The organism is Gemmatimonadota bacterium (assembly GCA_030747075.1).
In the GTDB taxonomy this organism is placed as follows: domain Bacteria; phylum ARS69; class ARS69; order ARS69; family ARS69; genus ARS69.
The window spans coordinates 1-15,061 of sequence record JASLLL010000020.1 but is presented as its reverse complement, the minus strand read 5'-3'; the positions used below and the strand labels follow the sequence as shown (position 1 = coordinate 15,061).

The window sequence follows — 15,061 nt, the reverse complement described above, 5'->3', positions numbered from 1 at the left end:
CGCGCCATGTCCACTGTCGACATACTGCTGCCCGTGCGCGATTCGGTTGCGACGCTGCCCGATGCACTCGAAGGAATCCGAACCCAGACACTGCCTGACTTCCGCTGCCTCATCCTGGACGATGGGTCGCGAGACGCATCCGCGGAAGTGGGGGAGCGTTACGCCGCGGAGGACGGTCGCTTTGAGATCGTGCGCGGGGAGCGACGCGGACTGGTCCCGACTCTCAATGACGGACTGGCCCGCGTGCGTGCGCCGCTCGTAGCCCGCATGGACGCCGACGACGAAATGATGCCGGAGCGCCTTGCGGAACAGGTCGCGTTCCTTCGCGCGGATCCGGAGGGGACCGTGGTGTCGTCGCTGGTGGAGTTCTTTGGCGAGAGCGTGTCGGAGGGGCTTCGCGGTTATGAGCGATGGCTGAACTCGCTGGTGACGCATCGCGCGGTGACCCGTGACCTTCTGGTCGAGTCCCCGCTTCCGCATCCATCGGTCATGGTGCGCACGGATGCGTTGCGCGCCGTGAACGGATACTCCGACGGGCCTTTCCCGGAAGACTATGACCTCTGGCTGCGCGGCTGGCGGGCCGGGTGGCGGTTTGGAAAAGTACCCAAAGTGCTGACGCGTATTCGCGAACACAGGAGAAGGCTCACCTGGACGGATTCGCGGTATTCGCCCCGGGCTTTTCTGGAGTGCAAGGCGGAGCACCTGGCCGGGACTCTTCGGGAGCGAGAGCATGCGACCGGCGACGGAGAGGTCCACGCGATCGTCTGGGGCGCGGGACGCGACGGGAAGCGCATGGCGAAGGCGCTGCGGAAGGGCGGGGTGGCTCTCCGGCACTTTGTGGACATCGCGCCGACAAAGGTCGGCCGCCGCACGATGGGCGTGCCCATTCTCCCGGCTGAAACGCTGGTCGAGCGGCCGGATTGCGTGGTGCTGGCGTGCGTGGGAACGAAAGGCGCGCGCGCCCAGATCCGCGAGCGGCTAGCGCGGTGGGGATACGCCGAGGGCCGGGACTTCTTCTGCCTGGCCTGACGCGGGAGTTTCGCTCCACGCCTCGCCCTCCACCAGTCGCACCCGCGGCGCCCACGGATCGACCCGCGTCTGGTTCCCGTCGACGACGAAGCGGTACCGCGCCCCACCGTCTGTGGCCGGAATGTGGGCCGTCCAGGTTCCGCGAGTCCGCGTCATGGGGACGCGGCCGAGCGGCGTCTCGACTTCCATCAGGAACTCTCCGCGATCGCGCGCCGTAATGCGAAGGCCGGTCTTCGGATGTGCGCCTGGCTTCCGTGCGATGGCGCGCCGGACGATCCCCTGCTCCGCGTCGATCCGCGCTCGTGCGTCATCGGGGGCGTCACGGCGGGCGGCCTCCAGCGCGTGCGCGGCCTCTTCGAGCCGCCCCATTCGGAAGAGGGCCCGGGCGCGTGTCTCCTGCAGGAGCGCCCGGACTTCCCGCGACGGGCGAACGCTCGATGCCTCCGCACGGTCGAGTGCCACCAGAGCACCTTCCTCGTCCCCGGCCGCCATCCGCGCCTTCGCCAGATTCATGACGATCGCGAACAGCAGGGTTCGGCGTTCCCGCGTGAGATCCTGCGTGGTCGCCCGCGCGCGCGCTTCGATGGAGTCGAGGGAGTCGGGGCTGTGCTCACCGGTGTGGAGGACGATGCGTGCCACTTCCGCCAGTTCCTCCAACGCTTCCGCCGCGGCGTGGTCTCTCCCGGCGTCCAGTCGGACCTGTGCGCGGTCGGACACCGTATCGGAGGCGTCGGCGTCGCGGGCCTGTCGCCAGCGGCGGAGCGCGTCGTCGTGCCTCCCGAGGAAGTCCAGCGCCTGTCCGAGGCGGAGGTAGCCCCATGCGTTGATTCGGCGGCTTCCGGCGCCGCGCCCGTCGAGGAGCGCCCCGAGCTCTGCGGCCGCGCCCGCGAAGTCGCCGCCGTAGAGCTTCGTCCGGGCAAGCCGGTAGTCCAGGAAGCCGCGAAGCGACCGCCGGTTCGCCTTGTCCCGAAGCCAGAGCCACTCGGGGAGGGCGAGTTCGGAGAGGTGCAGCTCGTCGAGGATGCGGCCATTCAGCCAGCGGAAGAGTTCGTTTTCCGGATAAGTGTCCCGGAGATCGCGGGAGTAGCCCAGTGCGGTCCAGTGCTCGTCTTCGAAGGAAGTCTGAAGCTCCGCCAGGAAGAACCGCGCTTCCACCGACACGAGTGTGCCGTGGATGGCGGCCTCCTTCAGTTCGGCCATTCCCTTTTCGCGATCCCCGTGCAACCCGAGGAATCCGCTGAAGAACTTGAGGACGCTCGGCAGGACATCGGCGTAGTAGTGATAGATGCCGAGGCCGAGCTTCGCGTCACCGAGGTCCGGCGCGTGTTCGGCAACCCACTCCAGATGCTTGACGCCGCGCCGTCCGGTGCGATACGCGGACCACCAGTCCTCGCGCAGCGCCAGGTAGCGCGCCTTGTAGCCGTAGGCGCCGCCCAGGAAAAAGCGCGCGGCGACATCGTCGGGATCCCGGTCGGCGGCGGCCTCTCCGAGTTCGATCGCGGCGTCCATTCTCGCGAAGAACTGTTTCTCCGCGCTGCTTCCGCTGCCGGTGCCTTCCAGTCCCGTCGCCACGCGATGCCACTCGATGCCTCCGTGGAGAAAGTCCGCGGCGGGGCTTTGCGGATGGCGCTCCCGGATGCGTTCAAATCGGCGGGCCGCGTGTTGCATGCGTCCGTGGTAGAGGTGGTCGAGACCGGCCAGCGCGTCCGCCTCGGATTCTTCATCCAGGAGGCGCGTCTGCGTCCGGGCGTGCGCGGAAGTTGCGGGAAGAGAGAGCGAGAGGGCGGCCGCAAGGATGGCCGCGCCGAGGACGAAGCGGGTCTCAGTAGGTCGCAACCTGCCGGGCCCCTTCGATGACATCCTGAACTTGCGGCAGGATCATGTCCTCCAGCGCGGGGGAGTAGGCAACGGGTGTGTCCATTCCCGCGACGCGCCGGACGGGCGCGTCGAGCCACGGGAACAGGTCGTCCGCGACGCGTGCGGCCACCTCCGCCCCGAACCCGCAGGTGACATGGTCTTCGTGAACGACGAGGCACCGGTTCGTTCGCTTCACGGACTCCGCGACCGATTCGAAGTCCCAGGGCGCGATCGTTCGGAGGTCCAGGATCTCCACTTCGATTCCTTCTTCCGAGAGCCGGGCGGCGGCCATCTCCGAGCGGCGCACGAGCGCACCCCAGGTGACGAGCGTCAGGTCGGTCCCGGGCCGGTGGGTTCGGGCTCGCCCGAAAGGAATGCAGTGGTCCGAATCCGGGAGCGGGCCCTTCGCGTAGGGCTGCCGGTAGATGTGCTTGTGCTCCAGAAAGAGTACGGGGTCCTCGCACCGGATGGCGGTCCGCAGAAGGCCGCTGGCGTCGAGCGCGTTCGACGGGAACGCGACACGAAGGCCCGGACAGTGCGCGAAGATCGATTCTCCCGACTGCGAATGATAGACGGCGCCACCCTGCAGGTAGCCGCCGATGGGAATGCGGATGACCACGGGGCAGGCGAACTCGCCGCCGCTGCGCCATCGCATCATGGCGAGTTCGTTCCGGATCTGCATCATGGCGGGCCACACATAGTCGAAGAACTGGATCTCGACGACCGGCTTGATTCCCCGCACGGCCATCCCCACTGCACGGCCGACGATGTTCGCCTCTGCCAGCGGCGAGTTGAACACGCGGTCTCCTCCGAAGCGCGTCTGGAGTCCGTGGGTCACCTTGAAGACGCCCCCCTTGCCGGGGATGTCGGAAAGGAGGTGCTCACGGGACGCGTCCGCGACATCTTCTCCGAAGACGACCATGCCCGGATTGCGTTCCATTTCCTCAGCAAGGCAGCGGTTCACCAGCCCCACGATGGACTCCGGCTCTCCCTCCCGGGAAGGCGGAGAGTCGAAGTCCGGCCCCGTGGGATCCACCGCGGGAGAGTAGAGGTGGGCGGCGGCCTCTTCCCGGGAGCGCTTTGGCTTGGGAGCTTCCTGTGCGCGGGCCGAGGCTTCCTCTACGGTGGCGGTCGCTTCGGCGCGGATCTCGTCCAGTTCCTGCTGCGTGGCGGTTCCGTCGTCGATGAGCCTGCGGGAGAAGGTGGCGATGCAGTCTCGCGCAGCCTCCTGCTCCAGTTCCCCGGCGTCGCGGTAGGCGCGATGATCGTCGGAGAGGGAGTGGGAGTACGGGCGCGTCACCTGGCTGTGCAGGAGCCCGGGGCCTTCGCCCGCGCGGATGTGCGCGAGAAGTTCTTTCGCCTTGCGGTGGCTCTCCACGGGGTCGGTTCCGTCGCACTGCTCCACACGGAGGCCGGGATAACTCGCGAGGACGGCGGATATGCTGCCGCCGGGAGTCTGGTGCTCCACGGGAGTGGAAATGGCGTAACCGTTGTCCTCCACATGAAAGAGAACCGGGAGCTTCCCCACCGACGCGGTGTTCAGGCCTTCCCAGAACTCACCCTGACTGGTCGTTCCGTCTCCGAGAGACGCATAGGACACTTCGCCTCCGTGGAAGCGGTCTTCGCGGTTCTCGATTCCCGGGAGCCGCTCAAAGAGCGAACCCGCTTCCGCACACCCCACCGCGTGGAGTACCTGGGAGCCGGTCGGGCTGGACTGCGAGACGATATTCAGGCGGCGGTGCCCCCAGTGGCTCGGCATCTGGCGGCCGTGTGAGTTGGGATCCGTGCTGGCGGCGACGGCGCTCTGGAGCATCTCCTCGGGCGTCATCCCGAGCATCAGGCACAGCGCACGGTCCCGGTAGTACGGGAAGAACCAGTCCGAACCCGGGCGCATCAGATGCCCGATGGCGGTGAGCACGGCTTCGTGGCCCGCGCCGGAGATCTGGAAGAAGATGAGATTCTTCCGCTTGAGACGGATCTCCTCGTCGTCGACGGCGCGTGAGAGCACCATATTCCGGAAGAACAGGAGCAGGTCATCGCGGGAGAGAACGGCGTCAGGGTTGGGATGCTGTCGGACGGTCATGCTCCTCTCCGGCTGATTCTACAGGGGGAAACAGGCCGGGGGACCGTATCACGGGTGCCGGGAGCGGGCAACGCTCCGTACGAACGGGGGCTTCCCCGGCTTGCCGGGCTTTCTGGCGAGTGGTAAAGTGTCCGCGCCCGATTCGGCATCGCCGACGGGTTGCTCGTGTGGTTCGGCTCGCGAGGGGTCGGACGCCGCGCTCTTGAGGGAAGTCCGGACGCCGGAGGAAAGCATGAATCGCACCGACTGCCGTGTGTCCGCCCTTCTGGGCATGGTGCTCGCGGGGCTAGTCACATTCGCTCCCCGTCCCGCGCCCGCTGCGGCCTGGGAGGCTGTCGAAGGGGATGTGGGCCGGAATCCCTCTCGGATCGTTCTCTATGGCCGCGGCGGCTACGGGCATGTGTTCGGCACCGAACTCAAGGGCGTGGACGCCGGTCCCGTTGCGGGGGGTGGCATGGCCGCCCGCCTCTTCGGCAGCTTCAGTCTCGATGTGGGCGCCTCCATGTGGCGCGGGGGCTTCGACAACCAGATGGTCCACCTGCTCGATGTGCCCTTCCGCGATGACGGGCGTTCCGGGCATGCGGCGGGACAGGTGGAGGTGCTCTCGATTCGGGCGGGCCTGCGTCTGGACGGGGTCTCGGAGCGCGACTGGCGCGCGGTGCCTTATGCCGCGCTGTTCGCCGCCTATCACACTACCACCGTCACCGTCGACTCGGTGGACGGCGTTGCCCGGGGAGATTCCTTTGAAGCGTCCCACCCGGGAGGAACGGCACGCGCCGGGCTTCTCGTGGCGGTGGCTCCCGGACTCCTGCTGGACCTGGGCGCAGACTACGAAGTTCTTGAAATGCAGTTCGGGACAGCATCGGCTGTCCACTTCGGCGCGGGGCTCGCATACCGGTTCTAGGCCGGAATCTCACCCGGTTCATCGCGAGGCACCGCCCACAGGTCATCGGAAGGGAGTACCCTCATGGTGGATCCGCGCAACACCCGGCTTGCTGAAAGTCTCGTCCAGTACTCCATGGAGATCGCGCCGGGGGACAATGTCCTCCTGGACTTTCGAGGCACGGAGACGATCGACCTCATGAAGGAGGTCGTGACCGCTGTCACGGAAGCGGGTGGCACTCCGCACTGCCTCCTGGGCGATGACTCCATCAACCGCCGGTTTCTTCGGTCCGCGAACGAGTCGCAGGTCGAGGCGGCGGGTGCCGTACTTGAGAAGATGATGCGGGAGATGCAGGCGTACATCCGCGTCAACGGGACGCACAACCCGTTCGACCTGTCCGACATCCCGGAGGACGCCCTCAAGTGGGATCGGGAACAGATCATGGAGCGCGTGCATCTGAAGATTCGGGTTCCGGGAACGAAGTGGGTCGTGTTGCGCTTCCCCGGGAACGCCATGGCGCAGATGGCGAAGATGAGCCGCGAGGCCTTCGCGGACCTCTACTACAATGTCTGCACGCTGGACTACGGGCGCATGAGCCGGGCGATGGATCCGCTGGTGGCGCTCATGGAGCGCACGGACAAGGTACGCCTGACCGCGAAGGACACGGATGTCACGCTGTCGATCAAGGATATCGGCGTGGTGAAGTGCGACGGGCGACGGAACATCCCGGATGGCGAAGTCTTCACCGCTCCCGTGCGGGATTCGGTGGATGGGGTCGTGACCTACAACGCCGGTGCGCTCTATTCGGGAACCAGTTGGGACTGGATTCGCCTCACCTTTGAGAAGGGACGGATTGCGGGCATCGATGCCTCAAACGATGTGGAGAAACTTCGCAAGATCTTCTCCACGGACGAAGGCGCCTCGTTCGTGGGTGAGTTCGCCTTCGGCCTCAATCCCTATCTGGATCTGGCCATCAAGGACACCCTCTTCGACGAAAAGATCTACGGGTCGTTCCATACCGCTCTCGGTCAATGCTACGACACCACGGAAAACGGAAACCGGTCGTCCATCCATTGGGATCTCGTTTGTATCCAGACGCCGGAGTATGGCGGCGGATCCGTCTGGTTTGATGGCGAACTGGTTCGGGAAGACGGGGAGTGGGTGCATCCGGACCTGAAGGCCACGCTCTCGCGGGAAGCGCTGACCGGGGAAGAGACACCGAGTCCGGAACCGGTCGGGTAGACGCACCGGCCCTGGCAAATGACGCCCCCCCGGTCATCGACCGGAGGGGCGTTTCCACGACAGGGATGCGCGACTCTCAACGCACCAGGGTCACTCTCCGGGCTGCCGTGGAGCCGTCATCCGTGTGCAGGCGAATCCAGTACACCCCCGCGGGAGTGCGGCGGCCGGAGTGGTCGGTGCCGTCCCAGCGCGCCTCGCCGTGGCCGGCGGAAAGGGGCCCGTGGTGGAGCGCGCGCACCAGACGACCGTGGACATCGAACACGCCCATCTCCGCGTGCGAAGCATCCGCGGGGAGCGAGAACGACAGCGTCGTCACGCCGGAGGTGGGGTTGGGAGCCGCCGGGTGGAGTCGAAGGCCCGCGTCCGCGGTCACGAGTTCACCGATCCCGGTCGATCCCGTGGCATCCTCCACGGTGTACGAGTAGGACGCTTCGGACCCCGTGCGCTTCGTGTTCGTCACGAGCACGGCGACATACAGAAGCGACTGGAACGGAGTGGGGACCGTGTAGTCAAAGTCCTGGTTTGCGTCGACCGCGGGCTGGACGATCGTGAACGATCCGTCCGGCTTTTCCGCGATGACCGACACGGTGAAGTTCGTGTGCGCGTCGTCCCCGTTGAAGAGGATGCGCGGGTGGTCGGTTGCTGAACCGGGGTTGTAGCGTCGCGGGTGCGTGGCGAGGTGAGCGACATTGTCCGACACATTGGCCGGATAGGTTGAAACATTGCCCGTGCGCGTTCGCATTCGGAGGTAGTCCGGGGATTCCCCGAAGCCATACGGCAGTTCGGCGCGGGAACCCGTGAACCAGCACCACTCCATGAACTCGGGATAGGCCTCGTTCCAGCTGGACCCGTAGGTGGTCAGGATCTCGCTATAGCTCTTGCGCATCGTCCAGCCGCTGTTGGCCGCGCGAAGATCCCAGAAGTCGGTGATGATCTGCACGCCGTGCTTCTCGGACATGTACAGCTGCCAGAGGCAATCCTCGTAGCTGCCCGATCCGCCCTCGTCGAGGCTCTGCTCCGGGTTGGAGAGCTGGCTCCCGCCGTTCAGCGCGTTGAAGTAGTTGTAGAGGTCGTTTGTGTCATCGTAGACGATGTCTTCCATCCATGTGGCGTCCAGTTCCACCCAGCCGCCTTCCGACCAACTGCTGTTCGTGTACTGCGAGGCGTGCTTGAACTCGTGCGCGATGGTGACCTTGGCGCGTCCCAGCTGGGGTCCGTCCGGGTCTGTGTTCGGCGGGAAGAAACCGGTGAATGTGTTGTGCAGAACGATGCGCGTCTTTCCCGCGCCGGTGGGCGTGGTGTACCCGTATGCGCCCATGCTCTCGTAGGACATCTCATACACGCCGGCGGTGAGCGTGGGGGCTTTGAAGGCCAGCGTGTCGACTTCGGTGACCCAGGTGTAGTCCGCATACTCCGCAGACCTCTCCACGAGGTCGGGGATTCCGTTGGCCGGGTCCACATCGGAAGGGTCGACCGCATTCGCTCCGGTCGTCTGGTAGGCGAACTCGAAGATCCCGCTCGGGCTCATGTAGATGGCGCGAGGCTGTGCGCCCGATGGCGTCAGGTAACCATCCATCTCCGCGACCGCCGCTGGTTGCAGGGAATCCCGAAGACGGTGGAACTCGGCGATACGGGGAGTCATGCATCGAATGAGTGTGCGGTTGGCGGGAAGGTAGCGGGGGGAGACGGCCTCCGGCGCGAACACATACCGGAAGCTCTCGAGGAGCCAGGTCTCGGCGGAGATGCGTCCGGCGTTTCGATCCTGATCCAGGAGCTCCATGGCGGCCGCGCCATCCACCGGAGCGGCGGTGACGGGAGCGGCGGCGACGAGAGCCAGCGCGATCATCGCAAGGACGGGTTGAATCCTGAAGTTCATGTCGAGAGGACTCCTTTTCAAAATGTTTGGGGCTACCACGACGGATCCATTCTACACCAAACTCCCGTCCAGACGCAAAAGAGCGGCCGCGCACCTGACAGGCGTTTGCGGATGGTGGTGCTTTCTGGCTTCATAGGACGCGATTCGTGCGGCGCACTCCCGGAGAAAGAGCATTTGCCGATTTCCCACCCGCGGATACACTGGACTCTCAGAGAGTGCCTTGGAATCCGCTTTCCCCGAAGGGTGAACCATGCAGGAGACCCGGACTTGCCACGCAGCGTTCCTCAACGACCTTACCGATCAGTACCTGAAGTTCCACCGCGCCAAGGAAGGGGCCTTCTGGGAGACGCGGATGGGTCTGGCCGATCGCCACGACACACTGTCGAAAGCGGATGTTCAGCTCCAGGAGTTCCTGTCGGATGCGGACACGCTGGCGGAGCTTCGTCGCCGCAGAGAGGCGGAGGGCCTTTCGGTGGATCAGGAGACGATCCTCGACGGCTGGATTCTCATGTTCTCCCGGAATCAGGTGGAGAACCCGGACGCGCGGGTCCTCCGAAAGGAGTCCGTGGAGTTCGAGAACGCTCTTCAGCGCGCTCGCGGAGAAATGAAGCTGGGCTACACCGATCCCCGGAGCGGGGAGTTTGTGCCTGCGTCGTCCGTGGCGCTGGCCAACGGACTGCGGTCCGGAAAGGACGCCGCGTTCCGCAAGGCGTGCTTCGAGGGGCTGCGCTCCATCGAGACCTTCGTGCTGGATCAGGATTACTGCCGGGTCGTTCGTGACCGGAACCGTTTCGCACGGATGCTGGGGTTTGAGGACTACTACGACTACAAGGTTCTCTGGGCAGAGGGCTTCGACAAGAAAACGCTCTTCGGCTACCTGGACGATCTGGAGGAGCGCACCCGGGAGAAGGCGGCTCATGAGCGGAAGGCGCTGGCCTCCCGCGAGGGTGAGGACGCGCTGGAGCCGTGGAACTTCCCCTACCATACCTGGGGATCGATTCAGACGGAGCGGGACGCGTACTTCCGCTTCGAGGATTCCATCGACCGATGGGCGCGGAGTTTTGCGGCACTCGGCATTCGGTATCGGGATGCGCGGATCACGCTGGACCTTGTGGATCGCAAGGGAAAGTACGAGAACGGGTTCATGCACGGGCCGTCTCCGGCCTTCTTCCGTGGGGAAGACTGGCAGCCCGCGGAGATCAACTTCACGGCGAACGCGCTGCCCGACAAACCGGGCAGTGGTTTCCGCGCGTTGCAGACGCTCTTCCACGAAGGTGGCCACGCGGCGCACTTCTCCAACATCCTGATGGGGGCTCCCTGTTTCTCGCAGGAGTACGCGCCGACTTCGGTCGCGTTTGCGGAGACGCAGTCCATGTTTCTCGACAGCATTCTGGAAGACGCGGACTGGCAGGTTCGGTATGCGCTGGATGAGTCGGGGCGGCCAATGTCGGCGGATCTGGTGGAGAAGGGCGTACGCATTACGCACCCGTTCCTTGCGCAGAACATTCGCAACATGCTGGTGGTGTGTTATGCGGAGAAGGAACTCTACGAAATGGCGGAGGAAGACCTCACGCCGGAGAATGTGCTCTCGATGCTTCGGGATGTGGAGCGTCGGCTGGTCGGCCTGCCGGGCGGTTGCCCACGCCCGACGCTGGCTGTGCCGCATCTCCTCTCGGCGGAGGCGTCGTGCTACTACCATGGCTATGTGCTGGCTCAGATGGCGGTGTACCAGACGCGCGACTACTTCCTTCAGCGGTACGGGCACATCGTGGACAACCCCGCCGTGGGCGAAGAACTGGCTCGCGTCTACTGGGCGCCCGGCAACAGCCGCGGGTTTCTGGAACTGGTGGAGGAACTCACCGGGGGTCGGTTCTCCGCGGATGCGCTGGTGGCGCACGCCTCCCTCTCCACGGACGAAGCCGTGCGCATCCAGCGCGAGAGGATGGACCGCGTGGCGGCCCCGGACGCCCCCGCGGAAGAGGTGGACCTGGGTCTGCGCCTGCGCGTGATCCACGGGAAGGAGACGATCGTGGAAGAGGGCGGCTCCGTTCAGGAGGCCGCCGCGCGCTTCCGCGACTGGATCTTCAAGAACTGGCCACGGGACGGAGCCTCCATCACCGGGTGACCCCGGGCGGAAAGGCGGGGTCGGGTGGGGCGAACCGGATACGGGGCACTCCTGGCGCGGAACCGGAACTTCCGGTTTCTCTGGGCTGCGGAAATTGTCAGCTTTCTGGGCGACTGGTTCAACACGATCGCGCTGTACACCATTGTGTTCGAACTCGCGGGCAGCGGGCGCGCGCTGGCCGTAGTGATGGTCGCGAAGATGCTCCCCGTGTTCCTCGTAATGCCGGTGGCCGGGCCGCTCGTGGATCGGTTCGATCGGCGAACTCTGCTGATTGCGTCGGATCTGGCACGCATGGTGCTGGCGCTCGGGCTGATCCTCGCCCACCGGGCGGAGAGCCTCCCCGCGCTCTACGCTTGCATCGTGGCCATGGTGACCATGACCGGTGTTTTCTTCCCCGCGCGGCAGGCCGCCATTCCGCAGATTGTCGGGGAGAAGGACCTGGCTACGGCGAATGCGCTGTCGGGCGGGACATGGTCGGTCATGCTGGCGATTGGCGCCGCCGCGGGAGGATGGGTTACGGCAGCGGCAGGGGTGGATGTGGCGCTTGTTCTGGACTCGGCGACCTTTCTGCTTTCCGCGGGACTTCTGGTCACGCTCCCGGCGCTTCCGGCACCCGCCGCCCGTCGCGGCGCCAGCGTGACATTCGTCGACGGGCTTCGTCATCTGCGCAGGCACCCCTACCAGATGGCGCTGGCCTGCCTGAAGCCGATGATGGCTCTCGGCGGCGGGACGCTCATTCTCATCCCGGTATTGGGGTCGGGGTTCTTTCCCGCGACATCGGGGCCGCTCTGGGTGGGAATCCTCTACAGCAGCCGGGGGTTGGGAGCGCTGATCGGCTCCATCGGGATGTTCCGGGTCTTTGGCGAATCAAGTCGCACGCTTCGCCGCATGATCCTCTGCGCGTACCCGCTGGCCGGGTTGGCCTATCTCGCGCTCGGTCGCGTCACGACATTCGCGGGGGCCGCGGCTTGCCTCTTCGTGGCGGCCGTGGGAAGCGGGATGAACTGGGTCATGGTGGGTACCCTCCTTCAGCGCGATGTGGACCGACACTATCTGGGCCGCGTTTCCGCGTTGGAGTTCGGCGTCATGACGCTGGTGTTCTCGGGAATGAGCTGGATCGCGGGAGGGTTTCTGGATTCCGGAGTGCCCCCGAGTTCCGTGGCGACTCGCTTCGGGTTCCTGCTGTTCGTGCCGTTCGTGGCGTGGGGCGTGGCGTTGGTCCTGTTTCGGGAGCGGCGGCTCCGGGATGCAACCGGCGACGCCGTGCTGACCGCCGGAACCACACCGGAGGCCTTCGACGCGATCCCCCCCGCTGAAGACTGAGCGCGACGCGCACTTTCGTCAGGACAGAACCCGCAGGAGCGTCGCGCCGCCCCCCGCCAGCAGAAGAACCGCCCCGGCCGCTGCGATCCAGCGGAGCTTGCGAAGCGCACGCGTCTTCTGGGGAACGAACTGTTCCGGCTCGCCGAAAGGACCGGTCGTCAGGCCCTGCGGTCGGTGCACATCCGGGTGCAGCCTCCACCACGGGTGCATGAGGCCGTTCTTCATCAGGAGAATCACGGGGCGTGCATACCCGCGGGTCGGGAAGGAGTCCACCGACTCCACCGCGCTTCGGAAGAAGAAACGCGCCCGTTCGACAAACGACTCACGCTCCGCATCGTTCGCATGGAGTGCCGCATAGCAGAATACATCGGACTTGCGGATGTCCTGGGCGGGCCAGGTTTCGTTCGGGTACTCCAGCTGCCCGGGTTTGTCCAGGATGGGGTGTTCGTGCGCCGCCATCCAGCGTGCGTACGCGAGGAGGCTCTCGCGCGCGTAGGTGTAGGCGCTGTCGAGCTGTCCGGTCTCCGCCTTCGCATCCAGGTACTTGCCCAGTGCCTGCAGGTAGACGGTGTAGGACCAGCGGTTCTCGGCGTTGAGGAGGTCTCGCGCCTCCATGTTGTCCTCGGGGTGGATGGAACGGCGGATCAGCGTTTCACAGCGGGCGAGGAGATCCGGATCCCCGCCGAGGCGCCACCCGTCAACAAGCGCATTGATCGAGTTCCCCGCCCCCCGTCCCGGGCCGTGGTAGCCGAAATCGCGCGTCTTCGTCGCCAGCCCGGTGTCCCCACGATCCAGAACCCGCAGCATGGTCTTTGCCCCGTCGTCGGCATCCACCACCCACTGCGCACTTCCCAGCACCGCCTCGCGGGCGAGTTCGTCCCCCGTGAGCAGGTGGTAGTGCAGGAGGCCGGTCGTGTAGTTGTGTTCGTTGTCCGGTCCGCCGCCCGCTGACCCCACGCTCGGGTACGATCGGTGCGTGCTCTTCCCGGCATCGACATAGTGGACGGTATGCCAGAAGAGCCCGTGGTTGTAAGCGGAGCGATCACGATCCGTGTGGTAGAGGTCGATGTCCATCACATGGCGTGCCAGTTCTTCCATGATCCGGAACCAGCGTATGTCTCCGCTTCCGGCGAATCGAAGGAACGCGCCGTCCACCGCATCGTACTGATTGTTGTAGTGGGAGACGAAGGTCTCATCGCCCTTGTGGAAGTGGGCTTCGTGATCAGCCGGGATCTCTCCAAAGTGACGCCAGCCGAACTCGTCCGCCGCTTCGCGCTTGGCTTCAAACGATGAGTCTCCTTCGATGGCCTGATCTACCAGACGCAGACAATCCGCATCCGTGTCTTCGGCACGCGTTGTGAGGTAGGGGATGGCCTCCGTGGAGGCATACCACTTCGGGTCCGCATGGACGAAGAGCGGCGCGCGTGCCGCGTCATTCGCGGGGGCCAGCGCTTCCTCGCCGAAGAACAGCCGGACTTCGTGGCGCTTTCGCTCTCCGCCCTGGATCTCGTGGAAGGCACCCGGTCGTTCCGGGAAGAGACCGATGCGAAGCGTGCCGTCGGCCTCGGCCCGCATGTCCTTTGGGAACTCCTGCCAGAAGTATCGCATCGATGCCGAGACGCCCGCGCTTCCGTCATGCACAGCCAGTCGGGGAGATGCGCGCAGCCCTTCGCGCGCTTCGGACCCCATGCGCACCCGATACCCTTCCAGTCCGACGGGGATTCGGCCTTCGTGGTCCTGGTGCACACGGCTTCGCCGGTTCTTGCCTCCACTTCCGTCCTGCAGGATGCCGACACTTCCACCCGGCACTTCCGAAAGGGGAGCGCCGCAGTCCGCCGACCAGGAAGCGCGGCCCGCCTTTCGGGAGGCGATGCAAAGGGAGAGTTCGCGAAGGAACACGGACCCCGGGTCTCCCAGTTCCCAGTGACCGCCCGGGTGGGCCGCACGGCGTGGATTGGTGACGGCGATCTCCAGTTTGGCGGCGGCGCGACCGGCGTGGAGCGTGATTCGGGCGGTAAAGTGGAGAAGCGGGTCGCCGGGGCCCCAGAACTCCCCGTCCACACGAACCGTCGTGCGGAGAGGTCCCGCCGTCTCCAGGGCGACCCGGGTCGCCACCGGATTCCACGAGTGCCCGGCCCGGTCGACGCAGACCCAGCCGGTCCCCGCGGGGTCCAGCATCTCGACGCCGTCGGCCCGTACGGACCGGAAGGGGTCAAACGGTCCTCTTGCCATGAGAAATGCGGCGGCGCCCGTGTCCACAAAGAGGCCGTCGCCCGTCTTGTTCGCTTTGATCTCCGGGCTGTCGGGCGCGGGCGGACCGTCGTCCACCGTAAGGAAGAACTCCGCTTCCCCCCGCGACGGCGCACCCGCCGCGAAATCGAGAAGCACCCACCGGATGCTCCCGTCGCTCCAATGGTCCTGCGCCTTCACCTGGAGCGGGATGGCGTCTCCCTCCGTGGACCGCAACCGGAGGTGGCCTGCCTCCCGCACCCGCCCCCGGGGAAGGGGGACCCCGATGGTGACCGGTTCGGCGATCCTCGCGAATCCGGCGGTTTCCCGGGCAATCAGGCGGACGGACAGGGGCGCGTGTCGATCGACGGCGGGGTCCACGGTTCCTCCGAGTCTGCGGCGTGTGGACAAAGA

The 15,061-nt window shown here is 65.9% G+C and carries 9 protein-coding genes; 5 read left to right on the top strand and 4 right to left on the bottom strand.

Annotation, left to right across the window (positions count from 1 at the left end; genetic code table 11):
• Window positions 1–6 precede the first annotated feature (6 nt).
• Window positions 7–1,029, top strand: a complete 1,023-nt coding sequence (locus QF819_07530; protein ID MDP6803009.1) for a glycosyltransferase — start codon at window positions 7–9, stop codon at window positions 1,027–1,029.
• Here the strand turns inward: QF819_07530 and QF819_07525 are convergent.
• Window positions 979–2,865: a tetratricopeptide repeat protein gene (locus QF819_07525; protein ID MDP6803008.1), complete on the bottom strand. Its 1,887-nt coding sequence runs from the start codon at window positions 2,863–2,865 to the stop codon at window positions 979–981. The two genes, QF819_07530 and QF819_07525, sit on opposite strands and share 51 nt — an antisense overlap.
• Complete coding sequence (locus QF819_07520; protein ID MDP6803007.1) at window positions 2,852–4,969, bottom strand: dehydrogenase E1 component subunit alpha/beta; 2,118 nt, start codon at window positions 4,967–4,969, stop codon at window positions 2,852–2,854. Before QF819_07520 ends, QF819_07525 begins: the two co-directional genes overlap by 14 nt.
• A 232-nt stretch (window positions 4,970–5,201) precedes the next feature.
• On the opposite strand from QF819_07520, the gene QF819_07515 reads away from it, so the two are divergent.
• Both QF819_07515 and QF819_07510 read left to right on the top strand, forming a co-directional pair.
• Complete coding sequence (locus QF819_07515; GenBank protein ID MDP6803006.1) at window positions 5,202–5,873, top strand: hypothetical protein; 672 nt, start codon at window positions 5,202–5,204, stop codon at window positions 5,871–5,873.
• Window positions 5,874–5,936: 63 nt separating this feature from the next.
• Window positions 5,937–7,094 (top strand): aminopeptidase, encoded by a 1,158-nt coding sequence (locus QF819_07510; GenBank protein ID MDP6803005.1) that lies wholly within the window; start codon window positions 5,937–5,939, stop codon window positions 7,092–7,094.
• A 76-nt stretch (window positions 7,095–7,170) separates the two neighbouring features.
• Here the strand turns inward: QF819_07510 and QF819_07505 are convergent, their stop codons facing one another.
• A complete protein-coding gene (locus QF819_07505; protein MDP6803004.1) occupies window positions 7,171–8,970 on the bottom strand; it encodes a FlgD immunoglobulin-like domain containing protein in 1,800 nt (599 codons plus the stop codon).
• A 250-nt stretch (window positions 8,971–9,220) separates the two neighbouring features.
• Here QF819_07505 and QF819_07500 point away from each other — a divergent pair, with 250 nt between their 5' ends.
• Window positions 9,221–11,095 carry a M3 family metallopeptidase gene (locus tag QF819_07500; GenBank protein MDP6803003.1) on the top strand — a complete coding sequence of 625 codons (1,875 nt, stop codon included), beginning with the start codon at window positions 9,221–9,223 and terminating at the stop codon, window positions 11,093–11,095.
• Window positions 11,096–11,119: 24 nt separating this feature from the next.
• The gene (locus QF819_07495; GenBank protein ID MDP6803002.1) at window positions 11,120–12,418 is read left to right on the top strand and encodes an MFS transporter; all 1,299 of its coding nucleotides are present in this window, start codon (window positions 11,120–11,122) and stop codon (window positions 12,416–12,418) included.
• A gap of 18 nt (window positions 12,419–12,436) precedes the next feature.
• Here QF819_07495 and QF819_07490 read toward each other — a convergent pair whose 3' ends face one another.
• Window positions 12,437–15,028, bottom strand: a complete 2,592-nt coding sequence (locus QF819_07490) for a hypothetical protein (GenBank protein ID MDP6803001.1) — start codon at window positions 15,026–15,028, stop codon at window positions 12,437–12,439.
• Window positions 15,029–15,061 lie beyond the last annotated feature (33 nt).

Excerpts from the sequence above, each read along its gene's own strand:
- QF819_07520 (MDP6803007.1), bottom strand. The coding sequence starts at position 4,969 with ATGACCGTCCGACAGCATCCCAACCCTGACGCCGTTCTCTCCCGCGAT.
- QF819_07505 (MDP6803004.1), bottom strand. The coding sequence starts at position 8,970 with ATGAACTTCAGGATTCAACCCGTCCTTGCGATGATCGCGCTGGCTCTC.
- QF819_07530 (MDP6803009.1), top strand. The coding sequence starts at position 7 with ATGTCCACTGTCGACATACTGCTGCCCGTGCGCGATTCGGTTGCGACG.
- QF819_07515 (MDP6803006.1), top strand. The coding sequence starts at position 5,202 with ATGAATCGCACCGACTGCCGTGTGTCCGCCCTTCTGGGCATGGTGCTC.
- QF819_07510 (MDP6803005.1), top strand. The coding sequence starts at position 5,937 with ATGGTGGATCCGCGCAACACCCGGCTTGCTGAAAGTCTCGTCCAGTAC.
- QF819_07500 (MDP6803003.1), top strand. The coding sequence starts at position 9,221 with ATGCAGGAGACCCGGACTTGCCACGCAGCGTTCCTCAACGACCTTACC.